The organism is Micromonospora sp. NPDC049275, from assembly GCF_043197115.1.
GTDB lineage: Bacteria > Actinomycetota > Actinomycetes > Mycobacteriales > Micromonosporaceae > Micromonospora.
In genome coordinates, this window is the sequence record NZ_JBICSN010000017.1 from 94,938 (window position 1) to 114,988 (window position 20,051).

Consider the following 20,051-nt stretch of genomic DNA (forward strand, 5'->3'; position numbering starts at 1 on the left):
ATCTGCGAGTGCCCTGGCCTGCTCGCCCAGGCGCGTTCACCTACACCAGGTGTCGTGCGGGGGGATACGGGTTGACGCAACTCCTCTGGCGGCCGGCTCGTTGGTGACAGGGGCGGACGGAGGCGGACGATGGCGGCGGGTCGGGGTGCCGAACTGCTGCGTCCTCTCACCAGTTCGGGCCGGGCGACGTTCCTGGAGCTGTTCTTCGATCTGGCGTTCGTGGTGGCCCTCACCCGGGTCTCGCAACGGTTCGCCGGCCTGGGCGATGACGCCGGCTGGCCGCTCATCAGCGGGTTCGGACGTACCCTGCTGCTCTTCCTGGCGCTCTGGCTGATCTGGTCGCACACCGCCTGGATCACGAGTCGCTACGAACCAGAGCAGCCGCTCATTCAGGCAGTCGTGGTCGGCACCATGTTCGCCGGCCTGATCATGGCGGTGACGTTGCCGCGCGCCATGGAGGAGCGAGCGCTGCCGTTCGCGGCCGCGTACCTGATGGTGATGGTGGTGCGGCCGCTGGTGGTCGCGGCCGCGCTGCGGGGCCACCCGCGACGGCTGGTGCCGTTCCGGCTTGCCGTGTGGGCGTCGGCGAGCGCGCCCCTGTGGCTGACCGGCGCCCTGGGTCCGGACCGGCTGCGCTTGCCGCTGTGGGCCGCCGCGCTCGCCGTCGACTACCTTGCCTGGACCCTGGGCTGGCCGCTGCCATGGCTCGGCGCCTCGAAGGTGGGCCGCTGGCGGATCGCGGGGACTCATCTCGCCGACCGCTACCAGCAAGTGTTTCTCATCGCGCTCGGTGAGTCGATTCTGGTCATCGGCGTGGTGTTCAGCGGTACGGACTATTCCGCCGAGCGGGCAGCCGCCTTCACTGTCGCGTTCACCACCAGCGCGCTGCTCTGGCGGATCTACTTTCACCGGGCCGGTCTGCTGCTGACCGACGCGTTGGATCGGGCGTCCATGCCCGGCCGGCTGGGCGCGGTGTCGGAACGGACGCATCTGCTGATCGTGCTCAGCGTGCTCGTCACGGCGGTCGGCTACGAGTTGGTGATCGACCATCCGTTCGGGCAGCCGCGGCCCGGTTGGCTCCTGTTCGTGGTGGGCGGTCCGATGCTCTTCCTGGTCGCCCGCCTGCGGCTGGAGCACGAGGTCTTCGGCCGGCTTTCCCGCTCCCGCATCATCGGATTGGCGGCCCTGCTGCTGAGCACGCCGGCGCTGGCGCGGTGGACGCCGATGGTCGGGTTGAGCGTGGTGGCCGGAGTGCTGGCCCTGGTCGCGTTCCTCGACGCGCTGCGGAGCCGGGGGCAGCCGCCGGAGCTTCCCGCCTCGCCGATCGGGCGGGAGGCAGCCGACGTCCGCGACTCCGAGGCGTGACCAGGCGGCCGTGGCGGACCTGCGGCCACGCGGAGATGCGGTGGTGCTAGCCGGCGGATCCGGTCGACTGGCGCTCGGTATTGACCCGAAGAAGTCCTTCGACGCCGCGCAGAAAGGTCTCGGACACCAGCGCGGGGTCGAAGAGGCATCCGGCGGCCATGGCGCCGTCGCGGAGCATGACGAAATGGCGCGCGGCGGGGTCGGCCGTTTCCTTGTCGACCTGCGCCATCAGCGTGCTGAGCGTGTCGAGGAACCATTGCCGGTGGGCGAGGATCTCCTGGCGTACGGGATGTTCCACTCCGGGATATTCTGCCGCGGCGTTCAGGAACGCACATCCCCGGAACCCGGGGGACTGGATGTTCTGGGCGATCGAGCCGGCAATGGCCAGGAGTGGGTCGACGGGCGACGAGTTGTCGGCGATGGCGACGTCGAACGCGTCGCGCTCCATTCCATGGACCTCACGCAGGTAGGCGAGGATGAGATCGTCTTTGCTGGGAAAGTGTCGGTAAAAGGTCGCGCGGGTCACTTTCGCCTCGGCGATGATCCGGTCGATGCCGACGGAATGGATGCCCTCCGAGTAGAAGATCCGGGTCGCCGTGGCGAGAAGCCGGGCTCGCGCCTCGGAGGGCCGAGTGTCGGGTTTGTCGCGCGTCATACCCCCATCCTAACGGCCAGGTGGGTAGAACGGTCGGTCTTGACGGAGAGGTTCGGTGCTGGCATGCTTGGTGGACAGAACGTTCGGTCTACCACCTCTCCGTGGAAAGGGTCACCCGTGACCACCATTGCTGCTTCGCCCGGTATCTCCCGGACCGCGTCCGCACTGCGGCGGCTGTACTTCGTCCGCTTCGCGTTCGCCATCGTGTGGGCACTCGTGACGATCGCCACCGCCAAGGAGATCGGCCCGCTCGCGGTGACGCTGTTCGTGCTCTACCCGCTGTTCGACGTGGGCGCGGCAATCTACGACCTTCGTTCGTCGCGGACCACCGGCTCGCCGACCCTGCTGTACGTGAACATCGCGGTGAGCCTGATCGCGGCGGTCGGAGTGGGTGTCGCGGCCGCGTCCGGCGTACCCGCTGTCCTCCGCGTCTGGGGCGCCTGGGCGATCGTCGCCGGTCTGGTGCAGTTGATCGTCGGGGTCACCCGCCGGAGGATGGGCGGCCAGTGGCCGATGATCATCAGCGGTGGCATCTCGGTTCTGGCCGGTGGGTCCTTTCTCGTCGGCGCCTCCGCGGATCACCCGTCGCTGACAAACGCGGCCGGCTACGCGATTCCCGGCGCGATCTTCTTCCTCATCGCGGCGGTCCGGCTCGGCCGTGCGGCGAAGGGCAACTGACATGACAGCCATCGAGTACGACGTCGTGGTGATTGGTGCCGGTCCGGTCGGGGAGAACGTCGCCGACCGGGTCGTGCGGGGTGGGCTGACCGCTGCCATCGTCGAGCGGGAGTTGGTCGGTGGCGAGTGCTCGTACTGGGCCTGCATGCCGACCAAGGCGTTGCTGCGCAGCGCGTCCGCGTTGCGGGCGGCTCGCCAACTGCCGGGTGCGCGTGAGGCGGTGACGGGAGACCTGGACGCGGCTGCGGTGCTGGCCCGGCGGGACTCCTTCGCGTCGCACTGGCAGGACGACGGGCAGGTGTCCTGGCTGGAGTCGGCAGGCATCGCGCTGCACCGTGGTCATGGACGGATCAGCTCCGCCCGGGTTGTCGAGGTGACAGGCGTCGACGGCGTCACGACGAGGCTGACCGCGCGGCACGCGGTGGTCGTCGCGACCGGCAGCAGCGCTCTGGTGCCGGACATCCCGGGTCTGCGTGCGGCGGCCCCGTGGTCCAGCCGTGAGGCCGCTTCGGCCCGGTTGGTTCCCCGTCGACTGGCGATCATCGGCGGCGGTGTGGTGGCGGCCGAGATGGCGACCGCGTTCGCCGCACTCGGATCGGCGGTGACGATGCTGGTGCGCGATGGCGTGTTGCCGTCGGCGGAGCCGTTCGCCGGTGAGCGGGTCACGGCTTCGCTGCGCGAGGCCGGTGTCTCGGTACGCCTCGGCGCGGAGGCCGCGTCCGTCCGGCGCGACGACGGCGGAACCGTCCGCATCGAGACCACCTCCGGCGAGGAGATCGAGGCCGACGAGGTGCTGGTGGCTGTTGGTCGTACACCTAACACACAGGACATCGGCCTCGACCGCATCGGGCTTGCCCCCGGTGCGTGGCTAGCGGTCGACGACACCTTGCGCGTCGTCGGCGGGGGAGAGTGGCTGTACGCCGCGGGCGACGTGAACCGGCGAGTGCTGCTGACCCATCAGGGCAAGTATCAGGCGCGGGCGGTGGGCGACGTGATCGTGGCCCGGGCGACGGGCGCCACGGTCGAGGACGGTCCCTGGGGCCGGCACGTGGCGACGGCGGACGAGCGCGCGGTGCCGCAGGTGGTGTTCACCGACCCGGAGGTCGCGTCGGTGGGCCTGACGGCGGCTGCGGCCGAGGCGGCGGGGCTGCGCATCCGGGTCGTGGACTACGACCTGGGTGCCGTCGCCGGGTCCGCTCTGCACGCGGATGGCTACCAGGGACACGCCCGGATGGTCGTCGACGAGGACCGGAAGGTGATCGTCGGACTCACTCTCGTCGGGCCGGACGTGGCGGAACTGATCCACGCCGCGACGATCGCCATCGTCGGTGAGGTCCCGCTGGACCGTTTGTGGCATGCGGTTCCGGCGTACCCGACGGTCAGCGAGGTGTGGTTGCGGCTGTTGGAGGCGTACGGCCGCTGAGGGTGGCGGCGAGTCGGGCTGCCAGGGCCGCGTCCGCGAGCGTGAGTTCCGCGATCAGCGCCGCCGTCGCGGCGGCGAGGGCGCGGGTGAGTTCGGCGTCGTCGAGCGCACGGACCAGGGTGGCGTCCAGCGGCGCGGTCACCTCCGGGGGAAGCAGGTGTACGCCCTTCGCGTAGCTGGTGGGATGACCGAGGCGCAGGCAGGCCAGGGCGAGAACCTGGCCGCGGAGGGCGCCGATCCACTGCTCGGCCTGCCAGCGGCGGTGACGCTTGATGGATGTCCGCGCGTGCAGGGCGTGGTGCCATCCCAACCCGGCAAGGGTCCGCAGAGAGGGGGTGGGCTCCTCCGTCGCCTCTGCGGGTTGCCCGAAGACGGTGCGCCAGGTCGGGCCGTGGGGCCCGAACTCGGCGGCCGGAGTGAACCCGAGGTCCACTTCGAGCATGTCGGGAAGCAGGAACACCCGATACACAGTCGAGCCGGACGGCACGTCCCAGTGGTGAACGGCGGCGAAGTCGCGGTAGAGCAGGTCCGTCCAGTGGCGCATCGCCGCATCCAGCGGTCCGCGACAGTCCGACCGGAGGCATTAGGTCGTTGAGCGATACGCCGGGAAGCCGCCATGCCGGATTCGCGCACCTCGGGCGTGTGCGGACGCGACCCGAGCGAGCGCGCCCGAACGGGGCGGGGCCACCGTCGTTCAGCTGGCTCAGGGGTGCGCGGGCCGATAGGTGGCCGCCTTTCCCGAGCTGGGCCGCGCCTGTAGCGGGTTCGTGCTGACAGCCCCTCGATGTGCTCGGGTGATGCGGCGCTCGGTCAGGGTTGGTACTGGTTGCGGGCGCGGGGCAGCCACTGCGGATGACTGTCGCGCAGGTAGCGAACCAGTCCCTCGCGCAGGTCGCAGCGCAGGTCCCAGGCGCTGGCGCCGTCGGCGGCCGAGGCCTGTACCTGGATGACCACCGTCTGCGGGGTGGAGTCGACCATCTGGAGCACCCACTGGCGGCGATCCCACAGCGGTGAGGACTCGACCAGCCGGCGCGCCTCCCGGCGCAGGTCATCCAGGTCGGCGGTGTGGTCGACATGGATCTGAACCTTGCCGACGACTCGGGACTCGTTCCGCGTCCAGTTCTGAAACGGCCGCTCGGTGAAGTAGGTGGTCGGCAGGATGAGCATCCGCTCGTCCCAGAGTCGGATCACCACGTTGGTCAGCTTCACCTCCTCGACCCGGCCCCACTCGCCGTCCACCACCAGCACGTCACCGACGTGCAGACCGTCGGCGAAGGCGACCTGGACGCCGGCGAACGCGTTGCCGAGCGCCGTTCGGGCGGAGAGGCCGATCAGCGCCCCGACCACGCCCGCCGACGTGAGCACCGAGATGCCGAAGAGGCGTACCGGCCGAAAGGTGATCAGGATCAGGCCGATCGCGACGATCGTGACCACGGCGACGGTGAGCCGCCGCACGGGGCGGATCTGCGTGCGGGCCCGTCGGATGCGCCGGCTGGTGACCAGATCGCTCGGCAGCTTGCTGAACGACACCGTCTCGATGACGCTCAACGTTCTGATCAGCAGCCACGCGCTGGCGGCGATCAGCACCAGCAGGCTGGCGTGCCGCAGATGACGCTGCCAATCGGCCGGTCCGGGCGGTAGCGCGTAGTGCAGCGCGCCGAACAGCAGGACCGCGGCCGCCGGGCGGCGACACGCGTCCCGCAACGGTTCCAGCAACCACCGGTAGCGGCCGCGGGCCACTCGGCGGATCAGCACGCCGGCGACCAGGTCCACGAGCACTGCCGCCGCCAGCGCAGCCAACACGATCAACGCGGTATGCATCAGAGGCCGTTCACCGGTACAGGGTGTCATCGGATCCGGTCCAAAGAGGCGAATATCGGGAACGCCAGTCGCTCACCTGGGCCAACTGGCTGGGCCGGACCGGGTGGTGTAAACCGGTCTTAAGGGTCGGATTGCTCTGCGAGGATGTGAACGCCAGCAAGGGCGGTGCTCACGCGGTGGGCGGATTCTTCACGGGGGAGCAGATGAAGGCTGTTGTGTACGAGGGCCCCAGGACGGTCAGCGTCAAGGAAGTTCCGGACGCGAAGATCGAGCGACCGACGGATGCCCTGATCCGGATTACGACGACGAACATCTGCGGCTCCGACCTGCACATGTACGACGGACGCACGGACATGGAGCCGGGCCGGGTGCTCGGCCACGAGAACATGGGCGAAGTGATCGAGGTCGGCGATGGGGTCGATCTGGTCAAGGTCGGCGACATGGTGTGCCTGCCGTTCAACGTCTCATGCGGGTTCTGCGCCAACTGCAACCAGGGCCTGACCGCGTTCTGTCTGGTGGCCAACCCGGCGCCTGGGCACCTCGTCCGGGACGGTGAAGGCGCCCTGGTCGGCGTACGGAACGCGAATGTATTCGGCGTGGCTGCCGGCGAAGCCCCCGAGCGCGTGCGAATAGCCGTAGCAGCCGCCGGGCGCGGCACCCCAGACGTTCTCGGTGATCATCGGGTTCGTGTTGCCGTTGTCGCACAACGAGAACTGTTGGTGCTGGCAGTACCAGCACTTGCCGCAGGAGACGAACGAGCAGACGACGACCCGGTCGCCCACCTTGTGCTTGCGTACCTGCGGACCGACCTCGACGACGTCGCCGAGGAACTCGTGCCCGAGGACATCGCCACGTTCCATGAACGGGATGTACCCCCCGAGCAGGTGCAGGTCCGAACCACAGGTCACCGTCCGACGGACCCGGACAATGATGTCCTGCTCGTTGCGCATCTGCGGGTCCGGAACCTGTCGCACCGCGAGCTCGTTTGCTCCCTCCCAGACCAGCGCCTTCACAGTCGTCCCTCCCGCCGACCCTGTTGGGTGGCCATCCGCAGTGGCTTGTTCATCGGAGTCGGCTCGGTGGTGGGTGGATAGTCCGGGTGCAGGACCTCACTGGTCTCGATCAACTGCTTCGACTCGCGCAGCGCGGCCCGGATCGCCTGCTCGGGATCTCGGCCGGTGACCCGTCGGGCCGCGGTGGCGACAGGGAGTCGGGCACCGTCGCGCAGCCGTACGGCGATCTCTGTCCCCCGGTCGCCGGCGGCGGGCCGGAGCTGGACCTCGACGGCGTCGCCAAGCCCGGCCAGCGGCTCGGGGAGGCGCCCGCCCGGGGCGACGTCACTGGCTGGTCGGTTCACCGTCGCCACGTGCCACTGCGGCCCGCGGCGCCGTGCCGGACCCTGTTGCCAGTGCTCGTCGCTCCGGCCACTCCCGCCCAGCAGGCGCCGGGCGACCAGCACGCCGCCAACCACGACCGCTCCGCCGATCAGCCACCTCATGTCCGCCCCTGTCGCTTGACCTGCTCCGGTGAGTGCCACCGATGATTGGCACCGTCAGGTACAAACCCTTTCATAAAGGGTGGCCCGCGCAGGCCTGATTCTGGCGCTCGGCCTGCTCCTCCCGGCCCTGAGCCCCAGCGGATCAGGCTGTCGCCATCTGGCGTACCTGTTCCCCCTGGGCGAACTCCTCGACCATCCTGGCGCAGAAGGCCGGAAGGTCGCTGGGGTTGCGGCTGGTGACCAGGCCGTTGTCGACCTGCACCTGTTGGTCCACCCAGTTGCCGCCCGCATTGCGGATGTCGGTGCGCAGGCTGGGGAACGAGGTGACGGTCCGGCCGTTGACCATGCCAGTCTCGACCAACGACCAGGGGCCGTGGCAGATCGCCGCCACCGGCTTCTGTTGCTGGAAGAACGCCCGGACGAAGTCCATCGCCTGCGGGTTCATCCGGAGCCGGTCGGGGTTGACCGTCCCGCCCGGTAGCAACAGGGCGTCGTAGTCGGCCGCATTGGCCTCGTCCACGGTCCGGTCCACCCGATAGTGGTTGGCCGGATTGATGTCCTGGTTCATCGACTGGATCTCGCCGGACTGCAACGAGATCAGGTGAACCTCGGCCCCTGCCTGCTCCGCGGCGGCCCGGGACTGGGTGTACTCCACGTCCTCGACCCCGTCGGCGGCGAGGCAAGCGACTCGCTTGCCGGTCAACGGCTGCTGGCTCTGTGCCATCGTGTGCGGCCTCCCTTCGCGGCGCCGCCCCGTCGGCGGCGTCTCGCTCGCGGTCGCCTTCCCGGGTACGGGCAGCAGCAAACGGCCACCGAATGCCGCACCAGGGCGCTCACCTGCCCGCGTTGGCGCGCGAAAGGTGGCGGCTGCGAGGGTGTTCTGCCTGTCCCAGCGGGTAACGCAGGCACCTGACGGCATTCGAGCCTCCGGAAAGGTCGACATGACTCTCGCTATCGGCGCGATCGAGCTGCCCTCCGGTCAGACCATGCCCGCGCTGGGCCAGGGAACCTGGTACCTCGGCGATCGCCCCGAGAGACGACAGGACGAGATGGCCGCCCTGCGCGCCGGGCTCGACCTGGGCATGACCATGATCGACACCGCGGAGATGTACGGTGACGGCGCTTCCGAGGAACTCGTCGGCGAGGCGATCGCCGGACGACGCGCCGACGTCTTTCTCGTCGACAAGGTGGTGCCGTCCAACGCCAGTCGACGGGGAACGGTGCAGGCCTGCCGTCGCAGCCTGCAACGACTCGGCGTCGACCACATCGGCCTCTACCTGCTGCACTGGCGCGGCTCGCATCCACTCGCGGAGACGATCGAGGCGTTCGCCGAACTCGTCGACGCCGGCGACATCGGGCAGTGGGGTGTGAGCAACTTCGATCTCTCGGACATGACCGATCTCCTCGATGCGGGCGGAAGCGCCTGCGCGACGAATCAGATCCTCTACAACCTCACCCGCCGCGGTCCCGAGTACGACCTGCTGCCGTGGCTACGCGAGCACCGCATCCCGGTGATGGCGTACTCCCCGATCGAGCAGGGTCGACTGCTCGGCCACCCCCAGGTCGCGGAGGTCGCCGCGCGGCACGAGGCCACGGCCGCCCAGGTCGCGTTGGCCTGGCTGCTGCGCCAAGAGATGGTCGCGGCCATCCCCCGATCGTCCAAGGCCGAACACACCCGGGAGAACGCCGAAGCGCACGACGTGCAGCTGACCGAGGAGGACCTGGCGGCACTCGACACGGCGTTCCCGCCGCCGGCCGGCCCGCAACCACTCGAGATGCTGTAGGTACCGGGCGTTCACGGGGTGGAACGGTGATCTGCTCGCCCTCAGTCGGTTGGCGGAGGGCGGTGGGTGATCCGGCGGGCCACTGGAAACTGGTACAGGCCGGCGCTGGTGATGGCGTAGAAGACGGGTAGGAGGAGGAAGATGACCAGGCCGATCAAGGGCGCCACCAGGTAGCCGACCAGCCCCGCGAGCACGTACAGGACCACCCCGGCGAGGGCACGGAACCGCTCGACGTGGAAGAAGCCGCCCTTGCCCTGGTCCTTCAACAGATCGGGGTTGCGGGCCAGGTAGTGGTAGAACGCAAGCCACGTCGCGCACAGCAACGCGCCGATCAGCGCGTAGAAGGCGATGGCCACCCGCTGGTCTGCGTTGTTGTGCTCCTGCAGCGCGTGCGACACGACAATCGTCGGAAACGGCAGCAGCGCCGTGGTGAACAGCACGAACAGGTTCACCCAGTGCAGGCCGCGATCGGCCTCTCGAATGCGGTTGAACGCCGCCTTGTGGTTGAGCCAGACGACGGCCACGTACGAGTAGGACGCGAGATACGCGACGTACGACGGCCACTGGTCGAGCAGGCCGGACAGGAGGCGGCCGGGTGGAACGTCGGGCACCCGGAGGTCCAGGACCAGCAGCGTGATGATGATGGCGAAGATGGCATCGCTGAACGCCACGGCGCGGCTGGTGTCCGACCGAGTGCTCAGGTTCGTGTCTGGCCCGCTCATCGGGCGCGCCTACCCAAGGTCGTTCGTGACAAACAGCCGGCAGCCTGATTTCTCACCAGGGCGAACGTGGCATCGCGGTTGTGGGACGTGGACACTAGCGTGACCGACAGCGCGACGGGAAGCAGGTAGCCGGGATGAGCGCTCGCACGGTGGGATTCGTCGGGCTCGGCATCATGGGTGTGCCCATGGCGACGAACCTCGTCAACGCGGGCGTCGACGTGATCGTCTGGGCACGTACGCCCGGGCCCGTCGCGGAACTCGTCGCCGCCGGAGCGCGCGCGGCCGACGACCTCGCGGGCGTGTTCGACGCGGCGGAGACAGTCATCCTGATGCTGCGCGACGAGGCGGCCGTCGACGCCGTGCTCGGGCGGGGGACCGACGAGTTCGTCCGTCGGGTACGCGCGCACACCATCGTCGGGATGGGCACCTTCACGACCGCGTACTCCCAAGGGCTCGCCGTGGAGGTCGGCGAGTCCGGCGGACGGTACGTCGAGGCGCCGGTGTCGGGGTCGCGCGGACCCGCCACGGAGGGAACGCTCGTGGCCATGCTCGCCGGCGACGACGAGGCGATCGAGCAGGTCGAACCCCTCATCGACGCGATGTGTGCGCAACGGTTCCGGTGCGGCCCAGTGCCGGCGGCGCTGTCGATGAAGCTCGCCGTCAACACGTTCCTGATCACCATGGTGACGGGTCTGGCCGAGACGTTCCACTTCGCGGCGCAGACCGGCGCGGACACGGAGGTGCTGCGCGCCGTGCTCGAATCCGGGCCGATGGCGTCCGTCGTCTCCCGAGGCAAGGCGCTGAAGCTCACCGAAGGTGACCTCGCCCCCCAGGCGGCGATCGCCGACGTCCTCAGGAACGCTCGCCTCATCGAGGACGCCGCCGTGGCCACGGGGACGGCGCATCCCCTCCTGCGGGCGAGTCGGGAGCTGTATCAGGAAGCGGTCGAGGGCGGCCACGGCGCGATCGACATGATCGGCGTGATCACCGCCCTCGAGGCGCGAACGAGGTCCACGCGCGACACCGCGTAGTCGACTGCGGCGTGCAGGGCGTCCGACGCGACGAAGGCTCGCCGAATAGGCTTCGGCCATGAGTGGTGTGCTGAGTGGTGCTCGAAACGCGGTGAATCCCCTTCGCCAGCTCACGATCGACCAGCTCCGGCAACGAACGAGCCTCAAGTGGCGGGAGTACCCCGACGACGTGCTGCCGCTCTGGGTGGCCGAGATGGACGTGCCGCTGGCCGAGCCGGTCGCGCGCGCGATCACCGACGCCGTCGCGCGCGGCGACACCGGTTACACCGCCGGGACGGCGTACCCGCAGGCCCTGGCGGAGTTCGCCAGGCGGCGGTGGGGTTGGGACGGGCTGGCCGTGGAGCGCACCGCGCTGGTACCCGACGTGATGCACGGCGTCGTCGAGGCGTTGCGACTGGTCACCGAGCCGGGGGATGCGGTGGTCGTCAACTGCCCGGTCTACCCGCCGTTCTACGAGTCCGTGGCGCACGCCGACCGCCGGATCGTGGAGGCGCCGCTCGGCGAGAACCTGCGGATCGACTTCGGCACGCTGCAGGATGCGTTCCGGCGGGCTCGCGCCGGTGGACGGCCGGCAGCGTACCTGCTGTGCAGCCCGCACAACCCGACAGGTGTCGTGCACAGCGCGAACGAGTTGACAGCCGTCGCCCGTCTGGCCCAACGGCACGGGGTGCGAGTGGTCGCCGACGAGATCCACGCTCCGGTGGTGGCCGGTGGTGCGCGGTTCGTGCCGTACCTCTCGGTGCCCGGCGCGGAGAACGGCCTGTCGCTGATGTCCGCCTCCAAGGGGTGGAACCTGGCCGGCCTGCGCGGTGGACTCCTCGTTGCCGGACCGGCCGCGGCCGAGGAGCTCAGCCGCGTCCCCATCGGGGTCAGCATCGGCACCAGCCACCTCGGCGTGATCGCCCACACCGCCGCCTTCCGCGACGGCGGCGAGTGGCTCGACGCCCTGTTGACCGGCCTGGACGACAACCGTCGGCTCCTCGCCGCGCTGCTCGCCGAACACCTGCCGGCCATCCGCTACCAGCCCGGTCAGGCCACGTATCTCGCCTGGCTCGACTGCCGCGCCCTGGGCCTCGGCGACGACCCCGCAGCCGTGTTCCTCGACCGCGGCCGGGTGGCGCTCAACCCCGGTGCGACCTTCGGCACCGGCGGTGGCGGTCACGTCCGGCTGAACCTGGCCACCGCGCCGGAGCTGATCACCGAGGCGGTCCGCCGAATGGCCCTCGCCGTCGCCTGAGAGGTCACGTCGGCCGCGGTGCTCGTGCTACCGGCGCCTGCGGGCGTCGGCCTCGGTGTCGAGCAGGTCGTTGAGCGTCAGCGCTGAGTTGATCAACGAGAGGTGGCTGAACGCCTGGGGATAGTTGCCGATCTGCTCCCCGGTCGCGGCGATCTCCTCGGCGTAGAGGCCGAGGTGGTTGCTGAAGGTGAACATCTTCTCGAACGTGAGTCGGGCGTCGTCGAGGCGGCCGGAACGGGCCAGCGCCTCGACGTACCAGAAGGTGCACATGTTGAAGGTGCCCTCGTGGCCGGGGAGGCCGTCGGGGGAGTGGACCGGGTCGTACCTGTGGACCAGGCTGTCGGAGACCAGCTCGCGCTCGATCGCGTGCAGGGTCGACTGCCACAGTGGGTCACTCGGCGTGACGAAGCCTACCGACGGCATGGCGAGCAACGCCGCGTCCAGCACGGTCTCGCCGTACGCCTGCACGAAGGTCCCCCGACCCCGGTCGTAGCCGCGGGCCATGACCTGGTCGTAGATGCGGTTGCGTTGCGCCGTCCAGCCCGCGGTGTCGCCGGGCCGGCCGGTCCGCATGGCGAGGCGGACGGCCCGGTCCAGGGCGACCCAGGACATCACCCGCCCGAAGGTGTAGTTGCGGGGGTGGTGACGGCTCTCCCAGATGCCGGCGTCGGCCTGATCCCAGTGGGTGCAGAGCCAGTCGACAAGCCGGACGGTGCTCTTCCACACCTGGTGCGAGACGCGGATGCCCTGCTCGTCGGCCAGATGCATGGCGTAGAGCGCCTCGCCGTGGATGTCGAGCTGAAGTTGGTCGGCCGCGCCGTTGCCGATCCGCACAGGCGACGAGCCGCGGTAGCCCTCCAGGTGATCGAGGACCTCCTCGTGCAGGTCGGAGGAGCCGTCCACCCGGTACATGATCTTCAGTGGATCCTGGAGGTCGCCGGCCTCGCGGATCCGCTCGTCCAACCAGTCCATGTACCGGCTGACCTCCTCGGTGAAGCCGAGGCCGAGCAGCGCGTGCACCGAGAACGACGTGTCGCGGACCCAGGTGTAGCGGTAGTCCCAGTTGCGGGTGCCACCGACCAGCTCGGGCAGCGCGGCGGTGGGCGCGGCGATCATCGCGCCGGTCGGTGCGTACGTCATGAGTTTCAACGTGATGGCGGAACGCTCGACCATCTCCCGCCAGCGGCCGGTGTAGCGGGAGCGTTCCAGCCAGCGCCGCCAGTAGTCCCGGGTCCACTCGAACATGCCCTGGATCTCGTCCGCCGGGATGACCCGCGGCTCGGTGGCGCCCGTCTCCAGGACCACGCCGCCGGTGTCGCCCTCGTTCAGGGTGCCGTACGCCACGAGGTCGCCGCCCTCCAGGCGGATGTCTCCATGTTCGGAGATCAACCGCCGTGTGGGGTCGACCGGGTTGAAGGTCAGCGATGCCGTTCGGCCGCGGAAGACGTAGCCGTTGCGGTGGCGCTCCAGCTGATGCTCCTCCCGGGCGTAGTCGAACCGGGGCCGGCACTCCACCCGGAAGCGCATGCTGCCCCGGACCATGGTGACGATGCGGACCAGGCGGTGCGCGTCGGTGGCCCGCTCGCCCGTGACAGGCATGAAGTCCATCACCTCGGCCACGCCGTCGGCGCTGATGAACCGGGTGATCAGGATGGGGGTGCCGGGGAGGTAGAGCTGTTTGGTGACGTACCGGACGTCGTGTGGCGCGATGCGGAAGTAGCCGCCCTTGTCCTTGTCCAGCAGGGCCGCGAAGATGCTCGGCGAGTCGAAGCGTGGCGCGCAGAACCAGTCGACCGTGCCGTCACACGTCACCAGCGCGGCGGTCTGCAGGTCGCCGATGAGTCCGTGATCCTCGATCGCCGGATAGCTGTCCACGTCTCTCCCCGGTTCGACTGCGTCCTGCGCACCGAACCTAGGGGGAGAACCGTCGGCTCAGGCGAGATTCACGTTCAGCCACCCGGTCGCGTCCGCGCGCCGGGGCGGCCGGTGGGCTTACCGTGAGCGGAGCGAGGTGAAGCCGGTTCACGCTCGCCCGGCTCGACGCCGACGTCCAGGGGGTGTGGGCGATGGCCGGGCAGAGCCTTCAGCAGATCGATCGAGGATGACGCGATGACACAGCACTCCGTCCACGAGTCCCAGCCCTCAGCCGGGTGGGACGCCGACCGCTACGACAGTCAGTTCGGCTACGTGTCCGCGCTGGCCGGCGGTGTCGTCGACCTGCTCGCCCCGCTGCCCGGCGAGACCGTCCTCGACCTGGGGTGCGGCACCGGTGAGCTGGCCGCCACGATCGCGGCGCGCGGTGCCCGGGTGATCGCTGTCGACGGTGACCCCGCCATGGTCGCCGCGGCCACCGGCCGGTTGGGATCGGGCGTGCTGCTCGCCGACGGCCACGACTTCCGGATCGACGAGCAGGTCGACGCGGTGTTCTCCAACGCCGCGCTGCACTGGATGACCCGTCCGGCGGAGGTCGTCGCCGCGGTCCGTCGCGCGCTGCGTCCGGGTGGGCGTTTCGTCGCCGAGTTCGGCGGCGCACACAACGTGGCCGGGATCCTCGCCGCCGTCCGCGCCGCCCTTGCCGAGCTGGGCCTGACCGAGGGCGCCCGGATGCCCTGGTACTTCCCGAGCCCCGGACAGTACGCCACCCTGCTGGAGGAGCACGGCTTCCAGGTGCTGCGGATGGACTACTTCGCTCGGCCCACCGAGCTGACCGACTGTCCGCGCGGCGTCGCCGACTGGGTTGTCATGTTCGGCGCGTCCCTGATCGGCCATGTGCCGGCGGACCGGCGCGAGGCCGTCCTGGCGCGGATCAACGATTTGGCCGCGCCGACGCTGCTGCGCGACGGCCGCTGGTACGCCGATTACCACCGGCTGCGCTTCGCCGCGGTGCGTGAGCCGGCCGGTGCGTCGGACGCGGCGGCGGTGGGGTGACAGTGATCCGGCGTCCCCGCACCGCGTCCAACGTTTCCGGCCCGCGGGCAGCCCGGCTCAGTCGCGCAGCAGCGGCAGCAGGTGGTCGCCCTGGCGTCCGATCTCCGGAAGGTAGGGCGTGTCGGAGAGCACGAAGTGGCTGACGCCCAGCGCCTGGTACCTCCGCAGCGACCTCGCCACATCCTCGGCGGAGCCGACCAGCCAGGTGGTGCCCGCGCCGCCGCCGCCGTACCTGCCGGGTGCGGTGTAGAGGTTGTCGTCGAGCACGTCACCGCGGGCGGCGAGGTCGAGCAGCCGCTGCTGACCGACGGCGGCCCGCCAGGTCCGGTCTCGCCCGGCGACGCCGTGGCCCGCCGCCATCTGCGCCACCTTGGCCTCGGCGTCGGCCCACGCCTGTTCGGTGGTGTCGCGCACCACAGTGGTGATCCGTAGCCCGAACTCCAGCGGGGCGTGCTCGCGCCCCAGCTTCTCGCCGAGCAGTCTGAGGCGCTCGATCCGCTCGGCAACGCCGTCGAGCGGCTCGCCCCAGAAGAGTTGGACGTCGGCCTCGGTGGCGGCCACCTCCTCGGCGGCGGGGGAGGCGCCACCGAAGTAGAGCCGGGGGTGCCGGCGATCGCCTCGGACGACCGGACGCAGCGCCACGGTGGAGCCGGTGACGCGGAAGTGCTCGCCCTGGTAGGTGACGTTCTCCTCGGTCCAGAGTCTGCGCACGAGCTGGAGGAACTCGCGGGTGCGGGCGTAGCGGTGGGCCTGGTCGCCCTCGCCGTCGCCGTACGCCGCCAGGTTGTCCTTGCCCGAGACGATGTTGATCAGGACGCGGCCGCCGCTGAGGTGATCGAGCGTCGCGGCGGCGGAGGCGAAGTTGGCCGGCCGCCAGTAGCCCGGGCGGATCGCGATCAGCGGCTGGAACGTCGTCGTCCGGGCGGCCAGCGCGGTGGCGACGGTGAAGGTGTCGGGTCGTCCCCAGCCGGTGCCGAGGAGCGCGCCGTCCCACCCGTGTTCCTCCAGGGCTCGGGCGTGGCTGGTGAGGGTCTGCAGGCTGTTGTGGTGCTCGACGACGTCGTCGCCGCGATGGCCGGGCTCGACCTGATTCGGGATGTACCAGAGGAATTGAGCGCTCATCAGCGACGGCCTTCCTGGAGGTGGAACCGGGCGTGGCCGGCGGGGCGGCGACGTGCCGCCCCGCCGGTGCGCAGGATCAGGCGAACAGGCGGGCCGCGGTGCGGACGGTGTGCGCGGCGACGTCCCGACCGAGCCGGACGCCGGCCTCGTCGGCCGTACGGGTGTGGATGCCCGACCACACGCGGGCGTCGACGTTGTCCTGCGTGGGCCGATGCCAGTCGGTGTAGGTGCGGGTGACGCCGGGTTGGGTGGGGCTGGAGATGGTGTACGCCTCCCGTGCCCGCGCCCCGGTCAGGGCGGTGAGCACCCCTTCGGCGGCCCCGGCGTAGGTGTTGTGCCCGCTGGGATAGTCCGGGTGAGCGGGGGTGTCGTGCAGCGGCGTCCAGCCGGGGTCGCCGTCGGCCCGGATCGCGGTGACCGGCCGCCAGCGCAGGTAGGCGTACTTGGTGTCGGAGGTCGCGATCTGGGTGTCGACGAGGGCGACGTGGAAGACGGCCACGAGAGCCGCCCGCCCGGCGGTCGATCGGGGGGACTGGGCGAGCGCGGCGCGGAGGATGCCTGTGTAGAGGGTCAGCGAGGAGCCGAGCCAGAACGTCGCCGTGTCGGTCTGCCGCGGTGTGCGTACCGTGCTGTCGGCCGCGCCGTAGGCCCGGACCTCGGCGATGTCGGCGCGGTAGCGCGCCGATCCCAGCGTCGGCGGCGGCCCGAGGCGGTACCGGTCCGCGCGGTCGAGCAGGAACGGCGTGGCGAACCGGTTTCCGGCCTGTTGGGCGGCCGTGAAGCTCGGTGGGGTGGGCTGCCAGATCCCCGGTGCGGCCGGGGGAGCGGGGTAGGGCGTGTTGACGGAGGCGGGGTCGAGCCCGTCGCCGGACCGCTCGGCGACCAGCGAGAGGGCTTCGCGCTGGCCGGCGGCGTGCCCACGGTCCTTGGCGCGGCCGTCGGGGATCCGGTCGAGCGTGGTGCGCAGCGCCGCGTCGAGCGTGGGCGTGGCGTCCGGGATCAGGGCGCTCAGCGCGGTGTGCACGGCGGACGCCAGCGCGGCGTCCTGGTAGGCAGGCGAGGCGGGCGCGGTCCGGACCGCGCGGGCCGCGGCGAGCCAGCTGATCGCCCACGCGCGGTTGTTTGTCACCTGCGGTCGGGTGCCGGTCGCGACGGCGGTCGCGGTGACGTCGTACCACTCGAGGGTGGTGTCGATCGCGGCGGTGGCGGCGGTGGCCGGCGCGGCGAGGGAGATGCCGGCGGTCAGCGCGGCGGCGGCGATCCCGGCCGCGCCGCGGCGCCAGCCACGACGGGTGAGCAGGGCCATGGTGGGGGTTTTCCTTTCGGAGGTTCGGTGCGGGGTCGGCGTGGTTTGTGCCGGTCCGTCGCTCACGGGGTCACCCGGGCCGGCGGCGTCGACGACCCGCCGCGACGGCGGTACGCCGGATCGGTGAGCGCGGGCGGCTGGTAGCCGGCGTCGGCCGGGTTGAGCGTGGTGCCGGGTGCGACGATGGCGTCGATGCGGTCCAGCACGTCCGCGGACAGCGTCACCTTCGTGGCGCCGAGCTGGGACTCCAGGTGCGCCAGGGTGCGGGGCCCGATGATCGCCGACGTGACCGCCGGGTGCTCCAGGACGAACGCGATCGCCAGGTGGATCAGGGACAGCCCCGCCTCGTCGGCGAGGGCGGACAGCTTCTCGACGGCGACCAGCTTGGCCGCGTTGGCCGGCAGTCGCGGATCGAACCGGGCCGGGAGCCGGTCGGCCCGGCGGGAGATCGGGGCGTCGAGCCCCGCGTGGTAGCGCCCGGACAGCCAGCCGCCGGCCAGTGGGCTCCACGGGATCACGGCCAGGCCGTGGCGCTGGGCCACGGGCAGGACCTCGCGTTCCACACCACGGGCCAGGATGGAGTACGGGGGCTGTTCGCTGACCACCCGCTCCCGGCCGCGCCGCTGCGCGATCCACTGACCCTCCACGATGGCCGACGGCTCGAACGTGGAGGTGCCGAGGTAGCGGATCTTGCCCTGGCGTACCAGGTCGGTGAGGGCGCCCAGCGTCTCGTCGAAGTCCGTGCCCGGCTCCGGCCGGTGCGCCTGATACAGGTCGATCCAGTCGGTGCGCAGGCGGCGCAGGCTGTTGTCCACCGCGCGGACGATCCAGCGGCGAGAGTTGCCCCGGTGCTGCGGATTGTCGCCGACCTGGCCGTGGAACTTGGTGGCGAGGAAGACGTCCTCGCGTCGCCCACCGGCGAGCGCCTTGCCCACGATCTCCTCCGACTCGCCGTCGGAGTAGACGTCCGCGGTGTCGATCGAGGTGATGCCCTCGTCGAGTGCCCGGTGGATGATCCGGATACTGTCCTCGTGGTCCGGGTTGCCCCGTTGACCGAAGTTCATCGCGCCCAGCGTGAGCGCGCTGACCCGTACGCCGGTGTGCCCGAAGGGCCTGTGGTCCACCATCGATTGTCCTCTCCAGGAAATTCAGCGAGCGGTCGCGGCGAGTTGCCGCGCGTGCTGGTTGGCCGGGCGGGGCAGGCCGTAGTGATCCCGCAGGGTCGTGCCGGTGTACTCGGTACGGAACAGCCCGCGCCGCTGCAGGAGGGGCACGACGTGGTCGACGAAGACCTCCAGCCCGGACGGCAGCACCGGCGGCATGATGTTGAAGCCGTCCGCAGCGCCGGCGCGGTACCACTCCTCGATGGCATCGGCGACCTGCTCGGGAGTGCCGGCGAAGGTGCGGTGACCGCGTCCGCCGCCGAGCCGACCGATCAACTGGCGTACGGTCAGCCGCTCCCGTCGGGCCAGGCCGACGATGAGCGTGTACCGGCTCTTCGCGCCCTCGATCTCGTCCTCGCTGGGCAGGTCGGCGGGGAGTTCCTTGTCCAGGTCGAGGTCCTCCGGCGTGACCCGCAGGGTGGTGGCGAGCTGCTGCCGGGCGTACTCGGGTTTGATCAGCCGGTCCAGCTCGTCCTCCAGCGCGCGGGCCTCCGCCTCGGTGGACCCGATCGCCGGCACGATGCCGGGAAGGATCTTGATGGTCTGCGGATCGCGGCCCGCCTGGGCGGCGCGTTGCTTGAGGTCGCGGTAGAAGGTCTGCGCCTCGGCGAGGGTCTGCTGGGCGGTGAAGACGGCCTCGGCGTAGCGGGCCGCCAACTCCTTGCCGTCCTCGGACGACCCGGCCTGCACCAGCAGCGGGTAGCCCTGCGGTGAGCGGGGGACGTTGAGCGCGCCGGCGACCCGGAAGTGCCGTCCCACGTGCTCCGGCGGATAGAGCAGGTCGTCGTCGCCCCACCGCCCGGCCTCCTTGTCGCCGAGCGGCGCGCGGTCGTCCCAGCTGTCCCAGAGCTTGCGCGACACCTCGATGAACTCGGCGGCCCGCTCGTACCGCTCCCGGTGGGCGGGCAGCGCGTCCAGGTTGAAGTTGCGGGCCGCCTGTTCGCCGGCCGTGGTGACGATGTTCCAGCCGGCCCGGCCACCGCTGACGTGGTCCAGCGACGCGAACCGGCGGGCCAGGTTGAACGGCTCGTTGTACGTCGTCGAGGCGGTCGCGATCAACCCGATGTGGCTGGTCGCGCCGGCCAGCGCGGTGAGCAGCACTGTCGGTTCGAGGGTGCCGCCCGGCCGCCGGCCGATGCTGTTCCACAGCACCGGGCTGTCGGCGAGGAAGAGCGAGTCGAGTTTGCCGCGCTCGGCGATGCGGGCCAGGCGCGTGAAGTGCGCGACGTCGGTCTGCGCGAACGGATCGCTCTGCGGGAGCCGCCAGGCCGCCTCGTGGTGGCCGACACCCATCAGGAACGCGTTGAGGTGCAGCATG

General features: G+C 70.6%; 19 protein-coding genes and 1 pseudogene. 8 read left to right on the forward strand and 12 right to left on the reverse strand.

Going from position 1 to position 20,051, the window contains the following annotated elements:
- Positions 1 to 129: 129 nt before the first annotated feature.
- Positions 130 to 1,365 (forward strand): low temperature requirement protein A, encoded by a 1,236-nt coding sequence (locus ACGFIE_RS30640; protein WP_393301209.1) that lies wholly within the window; start codon positions 130 to 132, stop codon positions 1,363 to 1,365.
- A gap of 46 nt (positions 1,366 to 1,411) precedes the next feature.
- Here ACGFIE_RS30640 and ACGFIE_RS30645 read toward each other — a convergent pair whose 3' ends face one another.
- Entirely contained in the window at positions 1,412 to 2,020 is a 609-nt protein-coding gene (locus ACGFIE_RS30645) for a TetR/AcrR family transcriptional regulator (RefSeq protein WP_363687389.1), read from the reverse strand.
- A gap of 117 nt (positions 2,021 to 2,137) precedes the next feature.
- On the opposite strand from ACGFIE_RS30645, the gene ACGFIE_RS30650 reads away from it, so the two are divergent.
- Together ACGFIE_RS30650 and ACGFIE_RS30655 are read left to right on the forward strand one after the other, a co-directional pair.
- Positions 2,138 to 2,698 carry a hypothetical protein gene (locus ACGFIE_RS30650; RefSeq protein WP_393301212.1) on the forward strand — a complete coding sequence of 187 codons (561 nt, stop codon included), beginning with the start codon at positions 2,138 to 2,140 and terminating at the stop codon, positions 2,696 to 2,698.
- Between the two features lies 1 nt (position 2,699).
- Positions 2,700 to 4,121 carry a dihydrolipoyl dehydrogenase family protein gene (locus tag ACGFIE_RS30655; RefSeq protein WP_393301214.1) on the forward strand — a complete coding sequence of 474 codons (1,422 nt, stop codon included), beginning with the start codon at positions 2,700 to 2,702 and terminating at the stop codon, positions 4,119 to 4,121.
- Here the strand turns inward: ACGFIE_RS30655 and ACGFIE_RS30660 are convergent.
- The gene (locus ACGFIE_RS30660; protein ID WP_393301217.1) at positions 4,078 to 4,665 is read right to left on the reverse strand and encodes a hypothetical protein; all 588 of its coding nucleotides are present in this window, start codon (positions 4,663 to 4,665) and stop codon (positions 4,078 to 4,080) included. The two genes, ACGFIE_RS30655 and ACGFIE_RS30660, sit on opposite strands and share 44 nt — an antisense overlap.
- Positions 4,666 to 4,931: 266 nt before the next feature.
- A complete protein-coding gene (locus ACGFIE_RS30665; RefSeq protein ID WP_393301220.1) occupies positions 4,932 to 5,942 on the reverse strand; it encodes a mechanosensitive ion channel family protein in 1,011 nt (336 codons plus the stop codon).
- Positions 5,943 to 6,274: 332 nt separating this feature from the next.
- Here ACGFIE_RS30665 and ACGFIE_RS30670 point away from each other — a divergent pair.
- A pseudogene (locus tag ACGFIE_RS30670) lies at positions 6,275 to 6,409 on the forward strand (alcohol dehydrogenase catalytic domain-containing protein); the annotation flags it as partial.
- Here the strand turns inward: ACGFIE_RS30670 and ACGFIE_RS30675 are convergent.
- From ACGFIE_RS30675 to ACGFIE_RS30685, 3 genes are all read right to left on the reverse strand, one after another.
- Positions 6,407 to 6,892 carry an alcohol dehydrogenase catalytic domain-containing protein gene (locus ACGFIE_RS30675; RefSeq protein WP_393301284.1) on the reverse strand — a complete coding sequence of 162 codons (486 nt, stop codon included), beginning with the start codon at positions 6,890 to 6,892 and terminating at the stop codon, positions 6,407 to 6,409. The pseudogene ACGFIE_RS30670 and the gene ACGFIE_RS30675 overlap by 3 nt on opposite strands.
- Positions 6,893 to 6,951: 59 nt before the next feature.
- Positions 6,952 to 7,440, reverse strand: a complete 489-nt coding sequence (locus ACGFIE_RS30680; RefSeq protein WP_393301223.1) for a hypothetical protein — start codon at positions 7,438 to 7,440, stop codon at positions 6,952 to 6,954.
- A 142-nt stretch (positions 7,441 to 7,582) separates the two neighbouring features.
- Positions 7,583 to 8,164 carry a type 1 glutamine amidotransferase domain-containing protein gene (locus ACGFIE_RS30685; RefSeq protein ID WP_393301226.1) on the reverse strand — a complete coding sequence of 194 codons (582 nt, stop codon included), beginning with the start codon at positions 8,162 to 8,164 and terminating at the stop codon, positions 7,583 to 7,585.
- 217 nt (positions 8,165 to 8,381) lie between these two features.
- Here ACGFIE_RS30685 and ACGFIE_RS30690 point away from each other — a divergent pair, with 217 nt between their 5' ends.
- Complete coding sequence (locus ACGFIE_RS30690) at positions 8,382 to 9,224, forward strand: aldo/keto reductase (protein WP_393301228.1); 843 nt, start codon at positions 8,382 to 8,384, stop codon at positions 9,222 to 9,224.
- Between the two features lie 41 nt (positions 9,225 to 9,265).
- On the opposite strand, the gene ACGFIE_RS30695 is transcribed toward ACGFIE_RS30690, so the two are convergent.
- A complete protein-coding gene (locus ACGFIE_RS30695) occupies positions 9,266 to 9,946 on the reverse strand; it encodes a TMEM175 family protein (protein ID WP_358157344.1) in 681 nt (226 codons plus the stop codon).
- 134 nt (positions 9,947 to 10,080) lie between these two features.
- Between ACGFIE_RS30695 and ACGFIE_RS30700 the strand changes: the two genes are divergently transcribed.
- Together ACGFIE_RS30700 and ACGFIE_RS30705 are read left to right on the forward strand one after the other, a co-directional pair.
- Positions 10,081 to 10,977: an NAD(P)-dependent oxidoreductase gene (locus tag ACGFIE_RS30700; protein WP_363687372.1), complete on the forward strand. Its 897-nt coding sequence runs from the start codon at positions 10,081 to 10,083 to the stop codon at positions 10,975 to 10,977.
- Positions 10,978 to 11,035: 58 nt separating this feature from the next.
- Positions 11,036 to 12,214 (forward strand): MalY/PatB family protein, encoded by a 1,179-nt coding sequence (locus tag ACGFIE_RS30705; protein WP_393301233.1) that lies wholly within the window; start codon positions 11,036 to 11,038, stop codon positions 12,212 to 12,214.
- A 27-nt stretch (positions 12,215 to 12,241) separates the two neighbouring features.
- Here ACGFIE_RS30705 and ACGFIE_RS30710 read toward each other — a convergent pair whose 3' ends face one another.
- Complete coding sequence (locus tag ACGFIE_RS30710; protein WP_393301236.1) at positions 12,242 to 14,089, reverse strand: glycoside hydrolase family 15 protein; 1,848 nt, start codon at positions 14,087 to 14,089, stop codon at positions 12,242 to 12,244.
- 234 nt (positions 14,090 to 14,323) lie between these two features.
- On the opposite strand from ACGFIE_RS30710, the gene ACGFIE_RS30715 reads away from it, so the two are divergent.
- Complete coding sequence (locus tag ACGFIE_RS30715; protein ID WP_393301239.1) at positions 14,324 to 15,142, forward strand: class I SAM-dependent methyltransferase; 819 nt, start codon at positions 14,324 to 14,326, stop codon at positions 15,140 to 15,142.
- 57 nt (positions 15,143 to 15,199) lie between these two features.
- Here ACGFIE_RS30715 and ACGFIE_RS30720 read toward each other — a convergent pair whose 3' ends face one another.
- The 4 genes from ACGFIE_RS30720 to ACGFIE_RS30735 all read right to left on the reverse strand — a co-directional run bounded on the left by ACGFIE_RS30720 (position 15,200) and on the right by ACGFIE_RS30735 (position 20,050).
- Positions 15,200 to 16,264: an LLM class flavin-dependent oxidoreductase gene (locus ACGFIE_RS30720; protein ID WP_393301242.1), complete on the reverse strand. Its 1,065-nt coding sequence runs from the start codon at positions 16,262 to 16,264 to the stop codon at positions 15,200 to 15,202.
- Positions 16,265 to 16,340: 76 nt separating this feature from the next.
- Entirely contained in the window at positions 16,341 to 17,570 is a 1,230-nt protein-coding gene (locus ACGFIE_RS30725; protein ID WP_393301245.1) for a vanadium-dependent haloperoxidase, read from the reverse strand.
- Positions 17,571 to 17,632: 62 nt separating this feature from the next.
- On the reverse strand, positions 17,633 to 18,697 hold the full coding sequence (locus ACGFIE_RS30730) for an aldo/keto reductase (RefSeq protein ID WP_393301248.1): 1,065 nt from the start codon (positions 18,695 to 18,697) through the stop codon (positions 17,633 to 17,635).
- Between the two features lie 21 nt (positions 18,698 to 18,718).
- Positions 18,719 to 20,050 carry an LLM class flavin-dependent oxidoreductase gene (locus ACGFIE_RS30735; protein ID WP_393301251.1) on the reverse strand — a complete coding sequence of 444 codons (1,332 nt, stop codon included), beginning with the start codon at positions 20,048 to 20,050 and terminating at the stop codon, positions 18,719 to 18,721.
- Between the last annotated feature and the right edge of the window lies 1 nt (position 20,051).